The sequence below is a fragment of the Streptomyces sp. NPDC005925 genome (assembly GCF_040638805.1).
Lineage (GTDB): Bacteria > Actinomycetota > Actinomycetes > Streptomycetales > Streptomycetaceae > Streptomyces.
In genome coordinates, this window is sequence record NZ_JBEXVL010000006.1 from 31,381 (window position 1) to 52,667 (window position 21,287).

Consider the following 21,287-nt stretch of genomic DNA (forward strand, 5'->3'; position numbering starts at 1 on the left):
CGACCCAGCCCCGGCCGGGCGGAGCACGGCCGATCGGGCTCTGTCGACCGGTCTCGGCCGTGACAGGGGGAGCCCCGGCGGCAGGAGATCGGCGCGCGGGCGAGGGCGGTGCGGTGGTTCTGCCCCGGCCCGGCGATCGCCGCCACACCCGGCCCCCTCACACCGGCCCACCACTCCTCGCGGGTTCCCCCTCTTCCGGCTCCTCCGGTGCGGGCTGCGCCGGAAGGCCCGTACGCGCCCGGTGCATGTCCGCCCTTGCGTGGATCAGCAGCGCCACCGCCTTGATGACAGCCGCTGCGCTCATGCCGATCGCCGTGCCGAGGGCGCCGACGGCGGTGATCACCTGGGCGGTCTCCGAGGGTTCCAGGCCCGAGGACGGGGGGTGGTCGAGCAGGGGGCGGCCGGTCACGTGGGCCACCGCGTACGCCGCGACGGCCAGGGCGCTGCGGAGTGCGAGGCTGCGGAGCCGGGGCCGGTGCCGGACCCCGAGGGGAGGTGCGGCGGCGGCCAGGCGGTGCTGCAGACGCTGGTGGCGGAACTCGTAGCGGGCGCCCGCCTGGCGCAGTACGCCGCGACGGTGGGCGTCCTCGAGGAACGTCATCAGCCGCCAGGGCGCCCTGCCCGTCAGGGCCAGCCAGAGGCGGGCCGTGGCGGTACGGCCCCACGCGCTCAGCGCGAGCGAGGACGTGCCGACGGGAACCCACAACTCGGTGTGCATGGTGCCCAGGGTGTTGTCCCGGTCCGTCACGGCGATCAGGAGCAGACACATCGCACCCGCGACGAGGGCGGCGACGGCGCCGCGGGCGAGGGTGGCGGTGCGGTCGGTCCGTAGCGTGCCCCGGGGCCCGGTGGCGCGGATGATGTCGGACGGGGTGTTCAGGGCCCGGTAGACACCGGACGCGCAGCCGCCGATCATGCCGACGAGCACACCGAAGGACACCAGCGGGCCCACGGCGTCCAGGACGACGGACGTGCTGTCGCGGTGCACCAGCCACAGCCTGACCGGGCGGGGGAGCATCAGGACCAGGTTGTGGGCGTCCACCGGCCTGCCCTGCCACGCGGTGCGCCTGCCCGGCCAGTCCGTCACCCACCCGTCCGCCGTCGAGTGACGGATCGTCAGACGGCCCGTGTACCGCTCCACTCGTCCGTCGTAGAAGATCCGCGCGCCCCTCGCCACGGCGAACGGGGCGTCCAGTCCCGCCCGTTCGACGAGCCGGACGTCCTGCGGTGCCGTCGAGCGGACGGCGCGCTCGCCGTCCACCACGGTCAGCCGCCAGTCCCCGACCTCCGTGCCGGATTTCCAGTCGGGGGCCGACCGGATCTCCACGGCGGCGAAGGTGCCGCTGGTCACCCCGACGACGGCCCCGGCGCAGACGCCGATGAGGGTGCAGGCCGCGAGGCCCCGCGCCAGTCCCCGGGCGAAGCCGCGCAGTGCCGCGGCGGGGGCGACGTAGCCCGCGGGGCGGTCCGTGCGGCCCAGGGCGGCCAGCAGCAGGACCAGGCCGGCCACCGCGCAGGTCGCGGACGGGACCTGCGCGCGGGTGTAGCCGTAGATCGCCAGGCCGGCGAAGACGAGCAGGGAACCCAGAGCGCGCATCGCCGGGGGGCCGCTCGGGCTGCCGGCCCACGGCACGCTCAGCGGTGCCGGGCGGCGGGTCAGCCCCGCCACCGCGAACATCATGGACAGGATCAGGCCGAAACAGCAGCCGTTGAGGTACCAGGCGGGCCGCGGGGTGATGACGGCGCCGAGCCGGGAGCCGACGAGCGGGGGCACCAGCAGCCCGAGTCCCACGCCGACGACTGCCGCGAAGGCGGTGGTCCACGCAGCCGTCCTGACCAGCCATCGCAGCCCCTGCCGGGTCTGCGGCGTCGGCGCCGGCAGCCGGGCGAGGCCGAAGCACAGGCCGGTCAGGATGCCCGCGAAGTTGAGCACCGCGGACTCCGTGCTGTCCCAGTTCGCGATCACCCCGCCGCCGCGGACGGCGATCGGCACCAGGAGCGCTGCCGTGGCGAGGAGCGCCAGCACGGCCGGGCCGAGGACCCGCAGGAACCGGGGCAGCGCGGCGGGCAGTTCCCACCAGCCCAGACCGGACGTGGAGCCGGCCAGATCACGGGCGAGGCAGCTCAGCCAGCGGTGTGCCGCTTCCGGGTGCCAGGGCGATTTCGGTCCGGCGTACGCCGTCGGCACGAACGCGTCCAGCACGTGCTCCTCGACGCACTGCGCCGTCGGGAAGCGGACGGGGTCGGTCAGCTCGGCCGGGTCGCGGGACGGGTCCTCGTACACGGCACGCGCCAGAGTCACCGTCAGCGGGGAGCGCAGGGCCTCCACCAGCGGTGCCGGGCGGTCCTGCAGAACCTGCGCCCAGGTGCTGCCGTACCGGGCGGTGTCCGTCAGGTAGGCACTTGCGGCGGTGAAGTCCAGCGGCCGCAGTCGTACGACCTCGGCGGCGGTCAGTGTGCCGCCCCGGCGTACCGCGTCCGCCCACGCGGCCGTGCGGCAGGTGAGCAGGACGGGCAGGCGGGCGTCGAGTTCGAGGTTCAGCAGCCGCAGCGCGCTCTGCTGCGCGCCCCGCGGAATCTCGTCGAAACCATCGATCACGGGAAGGATCAGACCCGCGTCGAGCAGGTCGTGTGCGAGAGTGCGGCCGTCGTCGACCGGCGCGGCCAGTGAGCCGTAGTCCTTCGCCAGCCGGTCCGCCAGCCAGTCACGCAGCGACGACGAGCACGGGTCCCAGTCCGCCGCTCTCAGCAGCACGGGCACCGGCGCGCCCGCCTGCCGTGCCTCCAGCACACCCAGCACGAACTGCAGGGCCAGCACCGACTTGCCGGCCCCCGGCTCTCCGACGACCACCAGCCGCCCCGAGGGCACGGCCCGGAAGGCCGCGACGACACGGGCCGGCCGCTGATCGCCCGCCCGGGGTGCGGGCAGCGGGACACCCGGTACACGGTCGGCGAGTGGTGGGCCCACCCGGGACCACGGGACGTCCAGCGGCTCCGGGTCGTCCAGACGCCGCCTGCGGACCTCGGCCGACCACTGCGTCCGGACGGCTTCGGCGAGCGCGTCGGCTGCCTGCCGCCGCCTGCCCGGAGGGTCGGCCGCCCCCTGCTCCACCGGGTCCGGACCGCGCACCAGGTCCACGACGAAGGCGCACACCGCCAGCACGGCGGACACCACCGACACCCACATCGACGCGGTGTCCGAGTCGCCCCGCCCGAGCGCGAGTACGACGGCCAGCGCCACCAGGGCCCCGCAGGCCACCGCCAGTCCGGCCCGGCGCAGCACGTGTGCCCGCCGGAACGGTGTCCCCATCACCACAACCCCACCTGCGCCCCGTCAGCCGGTCACCGGCTCACCACGCTGGCACGGCACCGGAACCGCACGGGACGGAAAAGCGCGTACTCCTCCCGACGGGCGATTGACCGGACGGATGTGCGCACGTCGCGGTGAGGCGCCGTCCGCGCGGGTGCAGAGGGATGCGGACTCGCCGCACCGCATGCGATGCGGCGGCGTCGACGTCTCCCCGGCCGACAGGGGCCCCGGCCCGGGGGCGTCCGTCTCCAGGGCCGGGACGGGGATGTGAGTCCGGGCGCGTTGCGCCGGTGGTGGGGACACCGGCGCCGGAGGCCGGTGCTCAGGACTGGTACGGCTGCCCGTACGCCTGCTGCCCCGGGCCACTCGCGGCCTGCACCTGCACCTGCAGTTGCTCCGCCTGCTCCTTGGTGATCTGCTGCTCCACGCCGCAGAAGGTGCACTGCGTCGCGTACTTGGTCGAGAACGGGAACAGCGGCACGAAGAACAGCGTGAACTTCGTGACGCGTTTCCTGAGCGTGTGCGCGGCGGGGTTGCCGCACCGGCCGCAGACCAGCGTCAGTATCGCGAGCTGGTACAGGTACCCCTTGGTACCGAAGATGATCATTTGGTTGGTCCTTCCCGGGAGAGCGCCAGCTGAACCTACCGGCGCACACCGGACGCGACTCCCGCAGGGTCGGTGTCCACCCCCCGGGGGCCCCTGCCGCAGCCCTCCGGCGGAAAGGCATGCGTGTGGCGGCCGGGCCGGGGCACGCGATGGGTGCATCGGCATGTGAAGGGCGACGAAGAGGGAGGCTCCCGATGCTCATGGCCCACCCCGCGGTACTCCGGGACCTGATCGGGCAGTACGAAGCGCTGCGCACCCTGCACGCCGAGAACGGCGGCGAACAGGCGCGCCGCCGCATGGACGACGTCGCCTACACCCTGTGTGTCTCGACCGGCACCCGCGACATCGACGCGGCCCTCATCGCCGCCCGGCATCGGCTTCCCGGCGCCCGGACCGAGGACGACTCCCTCCTCACAACCTGACCCACCGCCCCGGTTCTTCCCCGCCGCGGCGGCATCCCCACACCCGCCCGCACCCCTCGGCGTGCTGCCGCCGGGGTGCGGGTTCGCGGACCGGCCTGCATGACTTCTTTACCTTTCCCCCCTGCTATGTGCATACTTGACTACGCATCGTGACGAACGTGTCTCGTTGCGTGGGCCTGGGGAGGCCCGAGGTACGGGGGAGGAACACGATGCACATCTACTGCGACCGGTGCGGCTTCGAGCGGGACTACACGGGTGCCATGAACCAGGTGGGCCGGACCTGCGAGGTGTGCGGGCTCGGCACACTGCGGCGCGGGCAGCGGGACTCGGGGTTCACGATCACCCGGGGCACCAACGAGCCCGTCCCGCGGAACCTGCCGGTGCGGCGGCTGAACCTGGTGCACAAGGGCGGCATGGGCGTGCCGGGCGACTTCAACTACTTCGCCGGTGAGAGCGGCGCCGCCTACCAGCGGTTCGTCCGGCGCACCTCCGTCTACGTCGGCCGGTTCACGAACATCCTGCCGCCGGCGCCGAAGCGGTTCGCCTGGCTCAGCCCGTACACCGGCAACAAGCACAACCGCACGTACTTCACCCAGCTGGTGCTCTCCCACGTGGCGCGGGCCAAGTTCATCGACAACGGGGGCCGGTTTCCCCGCCTGATCGAGCCGTTCATCGGCTCCGGGCAGGTCTTCCTCAACGCCTGCCACTGGGGGCCGACGCTCGGCGGGGGCATGCCGCCGTTCAGCGCGGTCGTCGGCGGAGACCTCAACCACTACGTCATCGGCGCCTACCGCGCCATGGCCCGGTACGGAGCGGCCACCGGCGAGGTCTACGCCCACCGTGCCGCCCTGTGGGACCTCCGCATCCAGGAGAACTACCGCCTGTTCGTCGACGAACTGGAGGCCGGCGGCCGGGCGGCGATGGCCAACGCGGCCAACGATCCGGACACCGCCGCACTGACCGCGTTCAAGTACATCTGGCTGGTCAACCGCTGCACCCGGGGCACGAAACTGACCGCCGCCGGCGGCGTCCACGGCACGCTGAACCCGGCGATCGGCAAGTGGACCGGCGCGATCCGCGCCCGCGAGCGCAGCACCCTCGACGCCGTCCTCGGCGTGTGCGGCGGCATCGATCTCTCGCTGGACTGCCGGGACTTCCGACAGACGACCGCGCTCGCGACCCCGCGGGACATCGTGTTCATGGACTGCCCGTTTCCCGCGTTCAGCACGCGGATCCCCGCCGACGGGCAGCCGCACCCCGAGAGGTTCGGCTCCGAGACGGCGCGCACGTACGGGACCGGCGACGACGGCGCGGACTTCCAGACCCTCATCCTGAACGAGGCTCTCAGCCTGGTGCAGGCGGGCACGACGGTCGTCCTCTGCAACTTCGCCAACCCCGGCCTGATCACCGCCTACTCCCGTCTCCTCGGCGACGCCGTCCCGCCCGCGCAGCGGAGACTGTTCACGTACACCTACCGCTCGCCGAGCACGGTCGACCAGGCCTACCAGCTCACCGTCCTGCCCGGCGTGCTCGCCCCACGGGTGGCCGCCTGCCCCCAGGCGATCATGGCCGACTGGCGCCGCGCGGGCGGCGACGACAACGCCGACGCCGAGGAGTTCTTCGCCCGCCCGGACGTCCGCACGCAGGACGACCGACGCTACGGGCGCGAGGCGTACCGCGCCGAACGCCTGCGCCAGGACCGCGACGAGGCCGACGCGTTCGAACCCGACGACAACGAGGACGACGACTATGTCGAGGACGGCTACGGCACCGGCGACCTCGTCGACGACCAGGACGCCCTCCGCGACGACACCATGGACACCGACGACGCCGACCGAGCCCCCGTCAACCCCGACGGTTTCACCGTCGGTACCGTCGACGACGACACCGACGGGGAGTACGTCCAGCACGGCTGAGACGACGCGTCGGCGGCGGGTTCGCCGGGGCTGAGCCGTCGGAGTCCGTTCCGGCGGGGGCCGTCCGTGCTGGTGGAACTGGCGCGCGTCGTCCGGGGGGCGCATGGCCGGGCGAGAGGAACGGGCTCGGACGCGAGGGGGGCGTCGCCCGGCCCGGCCCCCCGCCTGGCTGTTCGGTGGGTGGCGGCGCCGGCGCCCCTCCCCGTGACATGTGCCGGGAGGAGCGCCGGCCCCTGCCCGGCCCGGCGGGAGCGACCACCCCGCCGGGAGCGACCACCTCGTTCCCCGCGGGCCGACCACTCGTCAGCGGTCGCCCCGCTCCCTGAACCTCTGAGGGTGAGACGTCGGCCCCGACCCCTGCGAGCTCAACGACCGGGCCGGCGAGCGCCCGCCGCACGTCCGGGGGCCGTCCGGTCCACCGCACGGCGGACGGCCGCGTGCACGCCCTCGGAGTCCAGGGCGACGACACTCGTCCGGTACGCCTCCACGAATCCCGCGTGCCCGGCCAGTCCCCAGCCCCGGAAGGGGCCCGCCTCCAACGCGTCCAGCGGGTCGGTGGAGCGCAGCAGTCGCCAGTCCCCGTCGCGCAGGTTCGGCTCGGAGGCGAGCGGCCCGCCCCGTCCGTCGTGGCCGTTGACACAGCTGCGAAAGGCCGCCGCCAGCAGTGCCAGCCGGCGGACGTCACCTCCGCGCAGCAGCTCGTCGGCGGTGGCGCGGACGAATGCCGGGATCTTGACAGCCCCGTCACCGGCGACACGCGCAACCGTGTCGGGCAGGGCCGGGTTGCCGAACCGTGTCAGCACCTCGCGTGCGTACGCCCGCGGTGACAGCCCCCGCGGTGGGCGCAGCCACGGCGCGACGTCCTCGGCCATGAAGGTGCCGGCCAGCTCGGCCAGCGGAGGGTCGGCGACCGCCTCGTGGATGTAGGTGTGCCCGGCGAGGAGCGCGGGATAGGCCAGCATCGAGTGCGCCGCGTTCAGCAGCCGCTGCTTCACGGTGACGAACGCCGCCACGTCCGGCCGCACCTCCACGCCCACCTCCTCCCAGGCGGGCCGCCCGTTGCAGAAGCCGTCCTCGACCACCCACTGACGGTGGGCCTCGCTGAAGACCGGCACCCGGTCCGGCAGCCCGGTGACCGCGTTCAGCGCGTCGCGCACGGACGCGTCCACGGCGGGAGCGATGCGGTCGACCATGGAATCGGGAAAGGTCACGTTCCGTCCGATCCAGTGCGCCAGTGGCGGATCGGCCGCCTCCGCGAACCCCAGAGTGGCTGCTCTCGCGGCCTTCCCGTTGCCCGGCAGGTTGTCGCAGGACAGCACGGTGAACGGACCGATGCCGGCGTCCCGTCGGGCACGCAGGGCGGCGGTGAGCACGCCGAAGGTCGTCTCCGGATGCTCCCTGGCGAGGTCCGCGGCCGCCGTCTCCGGCCCGTCCCCGCCGAACTCACCGGTGGCCGGGTCGAGGTGGTAGCCGCCTTCGGTGATGGTGAGGCCGACCACCCGGATGTTCGGCATGCTGAGTGCGCGGACCACAGCGGCCGGGTCGGCGGGGCCGTGCAGGTAGCCGACGATCGAGCCGACGACGCGCCACTCCCGCACACCGTCGGGATGGAACACCGTGTGGCTGTAGAGGTTGTCCTGCTGCGACAGGGCGGACGCGCGCTGTGCCGTGCGCCGACCGCCAAGGAGCTCGACGCCGAGGACTCCCCAGTCGCTCTGGTCGGTGCGACGGTCCAGCAACTCGTCCAGGTAGACGGCCTGGTGCACTCGGTGGAAGTTGCCGACGCCGATGTGCGCGATCCCCGGCGTCACACCGGATCGGTCATAGCCCGCCGTGCGGGCACGGGTCAGGATCGGCTCGTCCGTCACGCGGCTTTCGCCTCCAAGCGTCGGTGAGTCACTCGTCGGACAGATCCGTACGCCCCGCCCACGGCGACAGGGCTCCACGAAACAGCTCTACGGGGCATTCAGGTGACCGTACCCCTGGACTCGGACCGTCCCCGTACGTGCCGGGGGACATCGCCGACCACCCGGGCGCCGCCCCGTGCCCGAGCAATCGGCCGAACCGGTGTGTCCGGCAAGGACTCGCACATCGACTACCGCGCCCGGCCCCGCGGGGCGAGCGCGACCGTCATGCGCGCAGCTCGGACTCGGTCACCGCGGACGCGGACGCGGGCTCGGACGTGGTGCCGGACCCGTCCCCGGTCGTCTGCTCCGACACGTCGGGGGCCGTGTAGAAGACGGAGCTGCCCTGCTTGCTGCGCTGGGCCCGGCCCTTGGCCACGAGGTTCTCCAGGGTGTTGCGCACGACCGTCGTCTTGAACGGCCGGTCGGTGTGCGCCTGCTCCAGCGCGGTGGAGATCTCGGCGGCGGAGCGTGGCTCGCCCTGCTGGGTGAGGTGTGCGCGGACGAGTTCGACGAGGGTCGGTGCCGCCGTCTTCGGGCCGGTGGCCGCGGCCTTCGCCGACACCTTGCCCGAGGCCTTCCCCGCGACGGCCTTCCCGGCCTTCGGGCCCGGTTTCGGCTTCGGCGTCGCGGGGGCGGACGCCGCCGGTGCCGTCTTCGGCGCGCGCGTGCCCCTCCCGGCCCGGTTCGGGGCGGCCTTCGTCCTCGGCGTGGGCACCGTGGGCGAGGACGACGGCAGGGCCGGGGGAGAGGTCACGCCGAGAGCCTGCTGCATGCTCACCAGCACGGCATAGTCCCGCTCCAGAGTCACCAACTGCTCCTGCAGCGCGGCGATGTCCGCGCCGATACGTTCCTGCTCCTTGATGTTGCGTTCCAGATCGCCGGTCACCTGGGCGGCGTACTGCGACGCCAGGTCACTGGCGGCCGTGGTGTTCTCGGGCATGATGCTGACCTTCCTCACTGCGTGTCCCGGCGCGGACCGCGCTCACCTGCTGAAACGCGGGGTCCCGCACGGAGGTTCACGTCTGGGGCGGGTGAGCGGCGTGTGCTGCCGACACCTGTGGTTGGCGATAGTACGGAGGAATGGGGCCGATTGTTCCCTTTTCGCGTCACCCTGCCGCTCTCGCCGACAGGGTTGTGACACCCCGGAGCGGCGTCCGACGCTACGGGCAGGCACCATACGGCCGTCGTGCGCGCTGCCCTCAGGCGACGGGGTAGCGGTGTACGCGGGGCAGGCCGGTCAGCAGTCCCGGCCAGACGGTGTCGATGACATGCGCGCTCGGAGTGAACAACGGCTGGGTGAGGGCGGGCAGGTCGGCGGGCTCGTGCCATTCCCAGCGGCGGATCAGGCGCGGTTCCCGCACCACCGGTTCACCGGTGTACGTGAGGATGCGCACGGCGGCGGTCATACGCGGGATGCCATGCGTGGAGTCCATCAGCAGAGCCAGTACACGCGCCTTGGTCGCTCTGAGGCCGGTCTCCTCCTCAAACTCCCGTACCGCGGCGTCGAGGAAGCCCTCACCGGCGTCGTTCTTGCCCCCCGGCAGTTCCCATACGCCCCGCCGGGACCAGCCGAGCAGGACGCGCCCGTCGGGATCGGTGACCACCGCCCCGGCGCCGGTGAGGGCGTGCGGCGAAGGCTGTCCCCGGCCCGCGTACGTGACCTCGGGCGGGGCGGGGTCGCGCAGGACGACGACGGCGAGTCCGTCGGCGTCGTGGCGGTCGGCGGTGCCCCAGCCGGCGCACAGCAGCGCGATCTCGTCCTCGTCCAGTGCGCTGTGCCGCCCGGAGCGGGGCACCGTGTCGGTGAGGGAGGTGATGACACAGACGGTGCCGCCGGGGCGCAGGCGTTCGCGCAGCTGGCTCATGACGCGGGTGCGGTCGCGGAGGAACGCCCAGCTGAGGCGGAAGGTGATCAGATCGTAGGCGGGGGCCAGGCCGCCGAGGTCGTCCCGCTCGATGTCGAACACCCGGTAGGTCACCGCGCCTCCGGTCCCGGACTGCGCCGGGTTGTCGTTCTCCCGCTCGGCCACCCCCTCGTCTTCCGCTTGGGCTGCCGCGTGGGCCACGGCGGCGGGGGCGGAGTCGACGGCGTCGACCCGGTAGCCGGCGGCGGCGAGGTGACGGGCGAGTTCGCCGAGCCCGCAGCCCACGTCGAGGGCGCGTCCGCCGTCGGGCGCCGGGGCGTGCTCGGCGAGCAGCCGGCGTTCGGCGTCACTCAGGGGCCGGAAGGTGACGCCGCTCGTGTAGTGCGCGTCCCCTCGCTCGGGCGGGATGCAGGTCACGTGGGCTCCTCGCTGCCGGTTCAGTGTGCTCTGCCCGCCGCGGAGTCCTGCCAGTCGTCACGGGAGCAAGTCCCCGGGGAATCCGCGGGGCCACGACGGGGGGCCGGGGTTTTCGGACCATGCGGGGCGGGGCTGTGCCGAATATCCGGGAAACCTGCACACCGTCAGGCGACTGGTGTTCGAGAACTGAACAGTTGTCATAATGGCCCCGTCCGTCGGCGGACTCGGCACGGGTATGCGGGCTTGCAGGAATCCTGCACCGGCTCCCCGGTGCCGTCGGAGGTCGGATCATGTGAAGAATTCGATTGAGACTGGTCACCGCGGGGCCACGTACGTGAAGCCCTCGCTCACGGTGAAGTCCCGCTGACTTTCTGTCAGTTGGTCACCTCTTCGGGATGCGTGCTTTGATCCTGAACCGGCACGGGTCGCCGGAAAAACGCTTCCCGCTTTCGAGCCGGCGGAACTCTGCGACTCGGAAGTCTTGCCTCGAAGTTCAATCGGAAGGAAACCGCGCGTTATGAACCTTGGTCACCAGGTCGAGACGGTCGAAATCTCGGACGCCAGCCTGGACGGGATCTCCGGAGGACTCGCCGTCGGCGGCTCCGGCGGTCTCTTCCTCGAGACGTCGATCGGCGACGTCTGCGGCGACGTCGTTGTCGCGGGCACCGAGAGCGACCTCTCGCTCGGCACGAGCCTGAACGCCGCCACGCGCTGACGGCACGGCCGGCTTGACGGCGCTGCCTGACGGCGCGACGCGTCACCCCGTGGGCCCCCGGATCACCTGATCCGGGGGCCCACCGTGGTTTCCCCCCGGTTCCCGCCCAGGTTCCCCGCCCCGGCGGCGGCGCGAGGACGTGACGCCACCTGACCAGGGGCGTAGTGCCGTCACGCGGGTGAGGACGCGCACGTCGGACGTGCGGACGACGCGCACCGAAAGGCCGTGGGGCTGCCCGGAGTCCCCGCCCGGCAATTCCCCCGCGATGCGCGTGATGCCTGACCCCGCCCTCCCTGCCGCACGAGTGCCACCCTCCCCGCCGTACGAGTGCGGCGGCCGGGACGCCGGGCAGAGCGTGCCCGGGGTTGTCCCCGTAGGGGTCGGCGGATGACACCGCGCGAGGCGCCGCGCGTGACGTGGACCCCCACGGGTTGCCGCCAACGGGCTCGCCCTGTCTCCGGCAGCGGCTCGAAGAGTTGTACGAACTGCACTTGTGCGGGGTGCTGTGTCGAGCCTGTCTTTCGAGGACATGCGAATGAGCGGCACGTTCTGTGTGGTGAGAGAGGATGATGTGCGTGGCATGCGCATGTCTTATCCTGGCCGCCCCCGGGTTCGTCGGGTGGTGTGACGGGAATGGTTTTGCCGTCCGCCGCCGGGAAACTCCGACGTCGGACCGTGCGCAATCGGTGTGGCGGTCGGACAGCGTGGAAAGGTGGAGGGGTAATGCCTTCGGGATCCAGTTCACAACGCGAACGCCAGTACGAGCACATCAAGGAAAGCGCGGAGGACAGGGGCGCCTCCACCGGGCGGGCCAAGGAAATGGCGGCGCGTACGGTCAACAAACAGCGGTCCCGGACGGGTGAGGCCCATTCCTCCGGGTCCTCTCGCGGCGGATCACGGAAGAGTTCCTCGTCCCGCCAGGGCGGCGGATCGAAGTCTTCGGGCGGAGGCGGTTCCCGGTCCGGCGCCACGCGCGACGAGTTGTACCAGGAGGCCCGGCGCAAGGGCATCGAGGGCCGCTCCTCGATGAACAAGCAGCAACTGGCACGGGCCCTGGGGCACTGACGATTGACTGCGGCCCGTCGGCAGGCGAGTGTCGGTGCCGTGACGGCCGGTGCCAGTGGGGAGCCGGCTCCCCGCGTCGTGTGGAGACGGTGGAGAGGAAGGCGGACCATGTCCCTGACGGCGTGCTCGGCGACCCAGCGGCACCGGTACACGGGACGGTCCGCCAAGAACGGCAGACCCGCTGCCGGGGGGACCGGACGCGCGGACGGGGACACCGGATCCACCGTCTGGGGCGGCAGATCCGCGGACGGGGGCGCCGGTCCCGCCGTCCGCGACACCGGCTCCGCGGACCGGAGCACCGGGTGAGGCGGCCGAAGACCCTGCTCGTCATGGACGACCGGGCACGCGGCATGCAGTTCGGCCCCGAGGAGATGGCCCGGCTCCGCGCCACCGCGACCCTCGGTGACCCCGTCGTGGTGGACGACCTCGGTTCAGCGGACGCCTCGCGCCGGCTCGCCGAGGCGGAGGTGCTGATCACCTCGTGGGGCTGCCCACGCCTGGGCGACGACGTCCTTCGGGCGGCTCCCGGGCTGCGGGCTGTCCTGCACGCGGCGGGATCGGTACGGGGCCACGTCACCGACGCCGTCTTCGACCGCGGGATCCTCGTCACCACAGCGGCAGACGCCAACGCCGAGCCGGTCGCGCACTTCACGCTCGCGGCGATCCTTTGGTCGTTCAAGAAGGCGCCCTTCCTCGCCAACGACGCCCGGCGCTGCCGGGACGACTGGAGCTACGTCGACGGCCGAGGCGAACTCGGCGGCGTCGGCCGCACCGTGGTGATCGTGGGCTTCTCCCGGATCGGCAGCCGCCTGGTCCGGCTGCTGCGCGACCTGGACCTCGCGCGCGTCCTCGTCGTCGACCCGGTGGCCGACCCCGCCGCTGTCGTCGCAGCGGGCGCCGAACCGGCCACTCTCGCCGACGCTCTGCCCCGGGCCGACGTGCTCAGCCTGCACGCGCCCGCGCTGCCCGCGACCCGGCACATGATCGGCGCCGCCGAACTCGCCGCCCTGCCCCGGGACGCCGTCCTCATCAACACGGCACGGGGGAGCCTCGTGGACACCGCCGCGCTGGAGGCCGCGTGCGGCGCCGGTCTGCACGCCGTCCTCGACGTCACGGACCCCGAACCGCTGCCCGCCGACTCACCCCTGTACACACTGCCGAACGTGATGCTCACCCCGCACATCGCCGGATCCCTCGGCTCCGAGGCCCGCCGGATGAGCGCCATGGCCCTGACCGAACTGGAACGCTACGCCGCCGGCCTGCCCGCCCTCGCCCCGATCACCCGGCAGGACCTGGCGGTACAGGCCTGAGGCACGGCGGCGACGTCCGTCTCCGAGCGAGGGGACAAGCGGGGAGACACCTGCGGTCCTTGAGCCCCGCAATACTCGAGCCGGTCGCTTCCCCGTTCGCCTTCCGCGGACCGTGCCCGGGCCCCTTCCCCGGACCGCCGCTCACACGGCCGCGGCCGGGCTGCCCGGAAGTGCCATGTTCCTGCCCGTCGGTCCGGCCGGGACGCCGGCCGAGTCGGTCCGCTGAAGCGGAACCAGTGAGTCCGGCAGCTCCGTCCGGGCCTCGGCCAGTTCCGCCGCGGACTTGTCGGCCAGGGCGTTGACGGCCGCGTTGAACCGCTCCATGGACGTGGGACGGTCCGGGCCGAGGAGGTACTCCTTGAGGATGCGGCGCCGCGCGGCCATCGGGTCGTGGACGGGCTCGCGGACCGACCGCAGAATCTCCGGCAGCCGTGTGCAGGCACGGTCGAGGAGGTACGCGCCGCCCGCGGTGGTGTACGCGGCCCGGAAGTCGACGTCCGGCAGGTCGTGCGCGTTGGTCAGCGCGTAGGGCTTGAGGCCGGCCACGAAGTCGGCGACCACGGAGGAGACGTCGCTGATCAGGAGGTCCGCCTGGTTGAAGCACTCGTACAAGGTGGGGAGCTGGGCGAGGATCGCGTGGTGCCGGACCGCGCCGCGGCTCTCCCAGAAGATCCGGTGCCACTCGGCCCGCAGTTCGTGCCACTCGGCCGCAGCGTCACGGTCGGGGAGCCGTGCCTCGCGGAACTGCTGGGCGTCGTCGCCCGGGTGCCTGCCGGACAGGTCGTCGAGGCGGGCCTGGATCTCGCGGAGCCTCGGGCGGGCGGCGGCCACCGCGCTCTCCGCGTCCGCCCGACCGGCCTCCCGCCGCTCGTTGTCGGCACGCAGCATCTCCCGGACGGCCCGGTCGGCGGCGGCCGCTTCGGAAGACCGCTTGCCGGTGAGCGGGTGGGGCTTGTAGAGGACGCGTACGTTCTCCGCGAGCAGTTTCTCGACGAGGGGCACGCCCATCGGGATCAGCGAGGTGTGGCAGTCGTCGTCGCTCCAGCCCTCCCAGGTCGGGGCGTACAGGACGACCGGCAGGGGACCGGGAGCGTGCCCGTCGTGCGGGCGGATCGGCGCCAGCTGCGGACGGCCCACCTCCACGATGGCCTTGTCGCTGATGGCGTGCCGCACCCGCTGGTAGCGGTCACGCCCGGCCCGCCCGGCGACCCAGATCTCGTCGTACACCTTGCTGACCCGGTTGCTGCTGGCGAGCTTGTCGCTGTCGCCGTGGCCGATGAACACGTGCTTGGCCTCGGCGACCCGCAGCATGTGCACGTTCTTCCCTGCGTTGCCGGGATACAGGACGACCCGCACGCCGGACAGGTCCAGCTGGGCCAGGTCGTCGGCCGCCGGCACGCAGACCACCGGGAGCGAAGTACGGCTCAGGGAGCGGAACGAGGCCCGCTCACGCAGGATGATCACAGGGCGCCGGTCGAGCTGTTCCAGCGTCTCGATCCACATGTTCACCTGGTACATGAAGTCCTGCGAGACGGCCGCGAAGCTGAAGTACAGGGCGACTTCGGGCCGGTAGTCGGCCAGTTGACCGTTGACCGCCGCGATCACGTCGGCGTCCGACGGCATCCGGCGGGCGCGGCGCCACTGCCACAGCAGCGCCAGCACCGCCGCCACCGACAGGCCGGCCGTCAGCGTGAAGCCCGCCTGCGCCGGGTACCGGGCGCCCACCAAAAGAGCCGCGAGCAGACCCGCGTGGGCCGGCACGTCGAGGTGCAGCAGCTTGCGCAGGGAACGCCGGTAGAGGACGGCCGGCGGAGGCTCGGGGACACCGGCCCGGCTCATGTCGAGATTGCGTACCACCAGCGGCAGCACCCGCCGCCTGCGGATGGCGTGGTGCACCGCCATGGACAGCATCACCAGCGCGAAGTGGGCACTGAACACGGCCATCGCCGCCACCAGTACCGCGTCCGGCGCGTTCATCCGCACGGCCAGGGCGTACACCATCACCGTCCGCACCGCGAACCGCAGCGTGCGCGTGAACTGCAGCGCCGCCACCCGCCGCACGAAACCCGGTGCGCGGGAATGCAGCACCTCGTCCACCACGTACGTCGCGGCCGACGCCACGGCGAACCCCCACACGGACGGCCACAACGCGAACACGGGCAGGGCCGCGAACCCGGCGACGAACCCGAACATCAGGAACAGGTCGACCCTGCCCCGCCCACCCAGCACAGCGCGCAACTGACGAACCATCACGAGTAACCTTCCCCCCGGAACCCACGAACGGCAGCAAAAGCGCCGTCGTTGGCCAGTTCGACGGGGAAAGGGCGGGAAAGGTTGTACAGCGGCAGGACGGAGGAAGTTCACCGTCCGTCCACGCACACGCACGGCGAAGCCCGGCGACCGGCCGGGCGGACGACGCACCCCGGACGCTTCACCCGCGCTTGTACGGCGTTCCCCCCGCGGCCTATCGTGCCGCAGTGGATCTCTTCTCCCGTTCATGGAACGCATTGCGCGCGGCCGTCGACGAGTTGTCCGAGGAGGACTGGGAACGGCCGTCCGGCTGCGCCGGCTGGAGCGTCCGGGACCTGGTGTGCCACCTGGTCATCGACGCCCAGGACGTCCTGATCACCCACCGAGGCCGAACCCACCGTCGACGCGGCGACGTACTGGAAACGGGTGGAGCCGCCGACCGGCGAGGACCCGCTCGACGCCCTGATTCCACGGCTCGCCGCCGCGTACGGTGAGCCGAGATGGCTGAAGTTCCACTTCGACGACGTCGGCTCCGCGGCCGGGCGCGCCGCCGGACTCGCCGACCCCGCCGCCCGCGTCGGCACCCGCGACGAGGTGCTCACCGTCGGCGACTACCTGTCGGCGTACGTCATGGAGTGGACGCTGCACCACCTCGACCTGATCGCGCACCTGCCGCCCCCGGCCGCCGGGCCCGCTGCCGCATCGGCCGCCGGGCCGCCCGCCGAGACCCTCGCCGCGGCCCGCGCGGCGCTGGAGAGGATCGCCGGGGCGCCGTTCCCGACGTCGTTCTCCGACGAGGACGCGTTGCTGGTCGGGACCGGGCGCCGCGTCCCGACCCACGCCGAGAGGGACGCGCTGTGCGAGTCGGCCGTGCGCGTCCCCCTCGTCCTCGGCTGACCCGGCGGACCGCATGGCGGTCGTGACCGACCGTGGTCAGGGGCGTCACGGAGGATGACCAGTAGGGTTCATCCGTACTGGCGGGACAACATCACCGGCTCACCGGGGGACCGGGCGCGGTCCTCCCCGGACGGAGCGGCGGGGCGGAAAGGCGCGGACATGAGGCTGACGATTCTGGGCGGCGGCGGATTCCGGGTGCCGCTCGTGTACGGGGCCCTGCTCGGCGACCGCGCCGAGGGCCGGGTCACGCACGTCGTGCTGCACGACCTGGACGCGGCGCGGCTCTCCGCGGTGACCCGCGTCCTGGCCGCACAGGCCGCGGGCGTCCCCGACGCGCCCGAGGTGAGCGCCACCACCGACCTCGACGAGGCGCTGCGCGGCGCCGACTTCGTCTTTTCGGCGATCCGCGTCGGGGGTCTCCAGGGCCGGGCGGACGACGAACGGGTGGCCCTCGCCGAGGGCGTCCTCGGCCAGGAGACCGTCGGCGCCGGCGGCATCGCCTACGGCCTGCGCACGGTCCCGGTGGCCGTGGACATCGCCCGTCGCGTGGCCTCCCTCGCCCCGGACGCGTGGGTCATCAACTTCACCAACCCGGCGGGCCTGGTCACCGAGGCCATGTCCCGCCACCTCGGCGACCGCGTCATCGGCATCTGCGACTCACCGGTGGGCCTCGGCCGCCGTATCGCCCGGGTGCTCGGCGCGGACCCGAACCGGGCGTGGATCGACTACGTCGGCCTCAACCACCTCGGCTGGGTGCGCGGCCTGCGCGTCGACGGCCGCGACGAACTGCCGCGCCTGCTCGCCGACCCCCACCTGCTGGGCTCGTTCGAGGAGGGGAGACTGTTCGGCGCCGACTGGCTCCGGTCGCTCGGCGCGATTCCCAACGAGTACCTGCACTACTACTACTTCAACCGCGAGACCGTACGCGCCTACCAGCAGGCCGAGAAGACCCGCGGTGCCTTCCTGCACGAACAGCAGGCCGGCTTCTACGCCCGGATGGCCGACCCGGCGGCCCCCGCCCTGGACCTCTGGGACGGCACGCGTGCCGAACGCGAGGCCACCTACATGGCGGAGAACCGGGAGACGGCCGGAGCGGGCGAGCGCGACGAGGACGATCTGTCCGGCGGCTACGAGAAGGTCGCCCTCGCCCTGATGCGGGCCGTCGCCCGTGACGAGCGCGCCACGCTGATCCTCAACGTCCGCAACCGCGGCACGCTGTCCGTCCTCGACGCCGACGCCGTCATCGAGGTGCCGTGCCTGGTCGACGCCAACGGCGCGCACCCGGTCGCCGTGGACCCGCTGCCCGGCCACGCGACCGGCCTGGTCTGCGCGGTCAAGGCCGTGGAACGCGAGGTGCTGGCAGCGGCCGGTTCGGGCTCCCGCGCGACGGCCGTCAAGGCCTTCGCCCTGCACCCGCTCGTGGACTCCGTCCGGGTGGCACAGCGGCTCGTCGACGGCTACACCGCCGTCCATCCCGGTCTCGCCTACCTCACGTAGCCGGGCCGGGAGCGGACCGGCCCCGACGGGTGCGGGGGCGCCTCGGCGGCGCTTTCGCGACAGTCGAGGCGCCCCCGCACGGTTCTGCTCAGCCGGTGAAGCCGGCCGTGATGGAGGTGAACTGCCAGTTGTTCTGGCTGATGCCGGAGCAGTTGCTGGTGACGCCGCCGCCCGGGCACGGCCGGTCACGGTTGACCGACCAGAAGGCGAGCCGGGCGATGTGGTGGGAGTTGGCCCAGTCGCGGATCTGCGTCCAGGCGCCCGTCGAGGTCAGCTCCTGCTGGTCGCTCAGCCCGTTCATGCCGGAGATGCCGACGTGCGCGTACGCGGTCGCGTCGTCCCAGCCGAACGTGGACTTCAGCTTGTTCTTCAGCCCGTCCGTGGCGCTCACGGTGCTGCCGTACATGTCGGCACCGCCGCCGAAGTCGAACGGCATGATCGTGAAGACGTCGATGTTCGCGTTCAGTGCCTTGGACCGGTCGATGAGCCGGTTGCCCCAGTAGTTGGGTCCGGTGGTCGACGTGCCGAAGGTGATGATGGTGCGCAGACCCGGGTTGTTGGCTTTGACGATCTTCAGGGCGTTGAGGATGCGGTCCTGAACGACCTCGTTCTCGAACTCGTCCGAGTTCTCGATGTCGATGTCGATCGCCTTCAGACCGTACGCGTCGATGACCCGTTGGTAGGCGCCCGCGAGGGCCTCGGGCGTGGAGCAGTTGGGGCCCAGCTTGTTGCCGCTCCAGCCGCCGATCGACGGCACGATGTCACCGCCGGCGGAACGGATGGAGTTGATGACGGCCTGGTCGTTGCCGCCGGTCAGAGGGCGCTGCCCGTCCCAGGCGGGGTTGCAGCCGCCGGACGACAGGATGAACGCCATCGTGTACCACTTGATGCCCGTAGAGCTCATGACCGAGGTCGCGCTGGGCGGGTCGCCCCAGCCGAGGTACAGGTAGGGCGCCGCCTGGGTGAATCCGGTGCCGCTGCCCGTGCCCTGGCCGGTCGTCACCGACACCGCGTTGGAGGCAGCCGAGGCGTTGCCGGCCGCGTCCCGGGCCCGGACGGTGAACGTGTACGCGGTGCTCGGGGAGAGCCCGCTGACGGTGGCGCTCGTCCCGGCGACGGTCAGCACCTGGTTGGACCCGCTGTAGACGTCGTACGCCGTGACGCCCACGTTGTCGGTGGCCGCGTTCCAGGCCAGGGACACGCTGGAGGAGGTCTTCCCGGTGGAGCGCAGGCTGCCGGGCGCGGCCGGCGCCTGGCTGTCCGAACCGTCGCCTCCGCCGGGCCCGTCGAGGCTGATGTCGTCGGCGTAGTAGGTGCCCTGGGCGTACCAGCCGTGGACGTAGACCGTGGCGCGGGTCTGGGTGGCCCCGGTGGTGAAGGACAGGCTCAGCCGGCTGTAGGCCGAGGGGGACGACGTCCACGTCGAGGAACCGCCGTCCACGCCGAGGTAGACGTAGGAGCCGCGCACCCAGCCGGTCAGGGCGTAGGCGGTGTTCGGCTGGACGGTGACGGTCTGGCTGCACTGGGCGATGTCGCTCGAACTCACCGCGCCCGCGAGGGCCTTCGAGCCGCTGTGCACGGGGGAGGTGACGACCGAGCCGAGGCCGCCGGTGCACGACCACGGGGACAGGCCGGACTCGAAGCCCGGACTGGACAGGGTGTTGGCCGCCTGGGCGGTACCCGGCAGCGCGACCGCTCCGGTGAGTGCGAGAGCGGCCGTGGCGAGCAGGGCGAGAAGGCGGCGTCTGGAACGCCGCAGGAATGTGTTGCGCACGCGATCTCCCTGAAGAAATGGAGGTGCTCGGGAGTGCAGGGACTGCGAGGAGTACCGAGAGGTGCGAGGCACTGCTGAGTGTGCGCAACCAAGTTGGTATGGACCAATCGCGGTGTCAAGGGATGCGGAGGGATTGGGGATCGAGGGGAGGGAGGGACCGGGGAGGGAGGGTCCGGCATACGGCCCGCGGTGCGGGCAGGCTGGCAAGGCGACCGGTCTACGGTGCGGACGCGGCGGCCGTCGGCGTGGGCGACGATGCCGGCGGTACGGGGCTCTCGTCGCCGGAGTTCATCGACGCGCCCACGGCCGCGGCCCCGGCGAACAGGAGGGCGGCGGCAGCACCCAGCACCACCTTCGAGGCCGGCACGCCGCGACTGCGGACCCGGGAGCGGGCAGGGGCGGTTGGGTGGAGCGGCGAAGGCGTGGTGACGCTCGACGGCGGTGGCGCGAACCCGGCGGCGGTCCTGTCGCCGGCCGACTCCGCCGCTGCCGGGGCCGGGTCCGGCAGCGGCGGCAGCGCCCAGCGCCCGGCGTTGAGCCAGTCGGCCGTCTCGTCGGCGGTGGGCCGCTGCGTGGGGTCCTTGGCGAGCAGGCGCAGTACGTAGTCGGACAGGGCCGGCGGAATGTCCGGACGCAGCCGGGCCGGGGGGATCGGCACGGCGTCGACGTGCTGGCGCACCACGGCGAGGGACGTCGCTCCCTGGAACGGCGCCCGGCCGGTGAGGAGCTGGTACAGCACGCAGCCCAGCGAATAGACGTCGGCCGGTGGGCGGGCGGGCCGGCCCAGGGCGCGCTCGGGGGCGAGGTGGTCGGCGGTTCCCACGATCTTGCCGGTGGCGGTGAGGGAGCAGTCGGCCTGGTCGGCGAAGCGTGCGATCCCGAAGTCCGTGATCTTTGCGGTGCGGTCGGCGCCGAGCATGATGTTGGCGGGCTTGATGTCCCGGTGGATCACGCCGTGCTGATGCGCCGCGGACAGACCGGCGGCCACCTGCGCCGCGAGTACGGCCGCTTCCCGCGGGGGCAGGACGCCGCGCAGGGACCGCTCCTGGGCCAGACTCCAGCCGTCGACGCACTCCATCACCAGATACAACTGGCCCCGGTCGGAACCGAAGTCGTACACGCTCACCACGTGCGGATGGTTGAGACGGGCGGCGGTCAGTGCCTCCATGCGGAACCGCTCGACGTCCGTCGCTTCCTCGGTGCGCAGCAGCTTGACCGCGACCCGGCGTCCGAGGACCTCGTCGGTGGCCTGCCACACCTCGCCCACGGAGCCGCGCCCCAGCAGCCCGTGCAGTCGGTAGCGATCCGCCAAGAGCACTGCCCGCCCACCCCACA

At 72.5% G+C, this 21,287-nt stretch carries 16 protein-coding genes; 8 read left to right on the forward strand and 8 right to left on the reverse strand.

Annotated elements, in window-relative coordinates; genetic code table 11:
* Positions 1–157 precede the first annotated feature (157 nt).
* The gene (locus ABZ354_RS10375) at positions 158–3,310 is read right to left on the reverse strand and encodes an NACHT domain-containing protein (protein WP_358655034.1); all 3,153 of its coding nucleotides are present in this window, start codon (positions 3,308–3,310) and stop codon (positions 158–160) included.
* Positions 3,311–3,632: 322 nt separating this feature from the next.
* On the reverse strand, positions 3,633–3,917 hold the full coding sequence (locus ABZ354_RS10380) for a zinc-ribbon domain-containing protein (RefSeq protein WP_358655036.1): 285 nt from the start codon (positions 3,915–3,917) through the stop codon (positions 3,633–3,635).
* 194 nt (positions 3,918–4,111) lie between these two features.
* Here ABZ354_RS10380 and ABZ354_RS10385 point away from each other — a divergent pair, with 194 nt between their 5' ends.
* Complete coding sequence (locus ABZ354_RS10385) at positions 4,112–4,339, forward strand: DUF5133 domain-containing protein (RefSeq protein WP_358655038.1); 228 nt, start codon at positions 4,112–4,114, stop codon at positions 4,337–4,339.
* A gap of 209 nt (positions 4,340–4,548) precedes the next feature.
* Complete coding sequence (locus ABZ354_RS10390) at positions 4,549–6,255, forward strand: hypothetical protein (RefSeq protein WP_358655040.1); 1,707 nt, start codon at positions 4,549–4,551, stop codon at positions 6,253–6,255.
* Positions 6,256–6,620: 365 nt separating this feature from the next.
* On the opposite strand, the gene ABZ354_RS10395 is transcribed toward ABZ354_RS10390, so the two are convergent.
* From ABZ354_RS10395 to ABZ354_RS10405, 3 genes are all read right to left on the reverse strand, one after another.
* Positions 6,621–8,123, reverse strand: a complete 1,503-nt coding sequence (locus ABZ354_RS10395) for a mannitol dehydrogenase family protein (protein ID WP_358655042.1) — start codon at positions 8,121–8,123, stop codon at positions 6,621–6,623.
* Positions 8,124–8,385: 262 nt separating this feature from the next.
* Positions 8,386–9,102, reverse strand: coding sequence for a hypothetical protein (locus tag ABZ354_RS10400; RefSeq protein WP_358655044.1), 717 nt, complete (start codon positions 9,100–9,102; stop codon positions 8,386–8,388).
* 259 nt (positions 9,103–9,361) lie between these two features.
* On the reverse strand, positions 9,362–10,444 hold the full coding sequence (locus tag ABZ354_RS10405) for an NUDIX domain-containing protein (RefSeq protein WP_358655046.1): 1,083 nt from the start codon (positions 10,442–10,444) through the stop codon (positions 9,362–9,364).
* A gap of 517 nt (positions 10,445–10,961) precedes the next feature.
* Between ABZ354_RS10405 and ABZ354_RS10410 the strand changes: the two genes are divergently transcribed.
* The 3 genes from ABZ354_RS10410 to ABZ354_RS10420 all read left to right on the forward strand — a co-directional run bounded on the left by ABZ354_RS10410 (position 10,962) and on the right by ABZ354_RS10420 (position 13,534).
* On the forward strand, positions 10,962–11,159 hold the full coding sequence (locus ABZ354_RS10410) for a hypothetical protein (protein ID WP_358655048.1): 198 nt from the start codon (positions 10,962–10,964) through the stop codon (positions 11,157–11,159).
* A gap of 723 nt (positions 11,160–11,882) precedes the next feature.
* Positions 11,883–12,224, forward strand: a complete 342-nt coding sequence (locus tag ABZ354_RS10415; RefSeq protein ID WP_358655050.1) for a plasmid stabilization protein — start codon at positions 11,883–11,885, stop codon at positions 12,222–12,224.
* Between the two features lie 329 nt (positions 12,225–12,553).
* On the forward strand, positions 12,554–13,534 hold the full coding sequence (locus ABZ354_RS10420; RefSeq protein ID WP_358655052.1) for a hydroxyacid dehydrogenase: 981 nt from the start codon (positions 12,554–12,556) through the stop codon (positions 13,532–13,534).
* A 141-nt stretch (positions 13,535–13,675) separates the two neighbouring features.
* On the opposite strand, the gene ABZ354_RS10425 is transcribed toward ABZ354_RS10420, so the two are convergent.
* Positions 13,676–15,763 carry a hypothetical protein gene (locus ABZ354_RS10425; protein WP_358655383.1) on the reverse strand — a complete coding sequence of 696 codons (2,088 nt, stop codon included), beginning with the start codon at positions 15,761–15,763 and terminating at the stop codon, positions 13,676–13,678.
* 248 nt (positions 15,764–16,011) lie between these two features.
* On the opposite strand from ABZ354_RS10425, the gene ABZ354_RS10430 reads away from it, so the two are divergent.
* The 3 genes from ABZ354_RS10430 (at position 16,012) to ABZ354_RS10440 (ending at position 18,178) form a co-directional block, all read left to right on the forward strand.
* Positions 16,012–16,278, forward strand: a complete 267-nt coding sequence (locus ABZ354_RS10430) for a maleylpyruvate isomerase N-terminal domain-containing protein (protein ID WP_358655054.1) — start codon at positions 16,012–16,014, stop codon at positions 16,276–16,278.
* Positions 16,211–16,681, forward strand: coding sequence for a hypothetical protein (locus ABZ354_RS10435; protein ID WP_358655056.1), 471 nt, complete (start codon positions 16,211–16,213; stop codon positions 16,679–16,681). Before ABZ354_RS10430 ends, ABZ354_RS10435 begins: the two co-directional genes overlap by 68 nt.
* A gap of 159 nt (positions 16,682–16,840) precedes the next feature.
* Entirely contained in the window at positions 16,841–18,178 is a 1,338-nt protein-coding gene (locus ABZ354_RS10440; RefSeq protein ID WP_358655057.1) for a 6-phospho-beta-glucosidase, read from the forward strand.
* Positions 18,179–18,266: 88 nt separating this feature from the next.
* Here ABZ354_RS10440 and ABZ354_RS10445 read toward each other — a convergent pair whose 3' ends face one another.
* On the reverse strand, positions 18,267–19,952 hold the full coding sequence (locus ABZ354_RS10445; RefSeq protein WP_358655059.1) for a carbohydrate binding domain-containing protein: 1,686 nt from the start codon (positions 19,950–19,952) through the stop codon (positions 18,267–18,269).
* Between the two features lie 217 nt (positions 19,953–20,169).
* A complete protein-coding gene (locus ABZ354_RS10450; protein WP_358655061.1) occupies positions 20,170–21,270 on the reverse strand; it encodes a serine/threonine-protein kinase in 1,101 nt (366 codons plus the stop codon).
* Between the last annotated feature and the right edge of the window lie 17 nt (positions 21,271–21,287).